Annotated in this window: 2 protein-coding genes; both read right to left on the bottom strand. The window is 57.8% G+C overall.

All coding sequences use genetic code 11. The features are described from left to right. Positions 1–126: 126 nt before the first annotated feature. On the bottom strand, positions 127–669 hold the full coding sequence (locus AB5Z52_RS16975) for an ERF family protein (protein ID WP_174773690.1): 543 nt from the start codon (positions 667–669) through the stop codon (positions 127–129). Then, on the bottom strand, positions 660–1,511 hold the full coding sequence (locus AB5Z52_RS16970) for a PD-(D/E)XK nuclease-like domain-containing protein (RefSeq protein WP_368267133.1): 852 nt from the start codon (positions 1,509–1,511) through the stop codon (positions 660–662). Before AB5Z52_RS16970 ends, AB5Z52_RS16975 begins: the two co-directional genes overlap by 10 nt. Between the last annotated feature and the right edge of the window lie 99 nt (positions 1,512–1,610).

Here is a 1,610-nt window from a genome sequence, read left to right as displayed (position 1 = left end):
CCAGCATGTGTGATTGGGCTCCGGCGCAATCAACGGCGCCGCATGTGGGGCATTGGGGGAGCGTGATCTTGTCCCCGTGAGCCCACAGGCATCTGGTGCACTTGCAGCCAGGTTTCGGTGTGAAGCTCACTGGAGGGCAGGCTCCTTCTCCTTGTTGCGGTTGTACGATTCGATGAATGTGGCCGCGTCCGATTCAGACAGTTTCCCGTAGACCACGTTGCGTTGCAGCACGCTGCTGATGAAACCGTTCTCCTGACCATCGGGAATACGCATGATTTGGAGAATCCGGTCAATCGTCTGCTGCTGCTCGTCGGTCATGCCCTTGGTGGAACGCTTCTTGTAGCCGCTGGTCTCACCGTCATCATCCGTGGTCGCCAGTCCGAACGCGCCGCAAGTGCTGTAGCGTCGCGCATACGTCAACGCGGAACCGAGGGCCTGCATGACGCTCATACCACGCGAATCTCCCACCTCTACGGGGATAAGGCAATTACTGGCAATCCACTTGTCCGTGCCCTTCTTCTTGACGGCCGTATCCACATACAGGCGTCCGTCAATCAACTGGGTCGGCCATTGCAGCTCGTAGCCTTGCTCGTCCACATAGTTCACGACCTGAGCCAGGGTCGCATACGTGCCACGCCCGCCCTTAGCGTCCTTCTTGATTACCGCCATGATTCGATTTCCTCCTCTTCCTGAACCAATCTCCAATCGGGGAACGCGATCTCCTGCGGCACCTTCGACAGCCCGTAGCCACGCATCGCCTCCAACGGGTCGGGATACAGGTCACGGAACGACTTGATCTGCTTCAACGCCTTACAGATTTTCGGTTCCGCCAGTTCGGTGATGATGGGCGAATGCTCGTCAAACCGCCACACCCTCCAATCGAACGGCGGATTCTTCTCCTGCACGACGAACTCGAAACCCAACGGCCCCTTATATTCGGGCATCGTCAACCGGTAGAGACGCATGTAGAACGCGGCCTGAATGTGATACCCGTACTGCCAGCAGGAACGCTCGAACTCGTCCGGCGACTTCACCGTGGTCTTGTAATCACGGATACGCAGCACACCATCCGGGTCGGGAGTGGACGGCAACCAGTCCGCCTTGCCCTTAATCAACAACCCGGTATCAGGGTCGGCGGCGATCATCGCCACCTCCGGCTGACCGTCCAGCTTCGTGAAAAAGTCTCCAACCATGTCCCGCATGGCCTGAACCTTCTCCACATCATCGGCGGACAGCCACACGATGTCGTCAGCACCATACTGTTCGACCAGCCTGTCACGAAGAGCCTTGCCCTCCTTGGTACGCAGATTCGGTTTAGCCACAACCTGCGGGCCACTGCCCAAAACCATGCTGTGAGCCGCCTTGCCGAACTCCAACGCCGAAGAATACCCATGCTCACCGGTCAGGTAATCCGAATACGCCAACGGGCTTACCAGCATTTTCTTCAACGCGGTCTGGTCCACCGCGTCCAACGCGAAGTAATCGTCATCGGCCATCTGCTCGACGGTCATTGCCCCTCCTTTCTTGCTTTGAGTACTTCCTTGCCTAAAACCTTGATGGTGTCGGCCACCGAGTCGAGAAAATCGTCAACGTCCTCCACGTCGTAGACC

The organism is Enterococcus sp. RTP21361st1_A6_RTP21361_211029, assembly GCF_040910045.1.
Taxonomy (GTDB): domain Bacteria; phylum Bacillota; class Bacilli; order Lactobacillales; family Enterococcaceae; genus Enterococcus_D; species Enterococcus_D gallinarum.
Note: the sequence above shows the minus strand (reverse complement) of the source record. Positions and strands in the feature narration are given on the sequence as shown.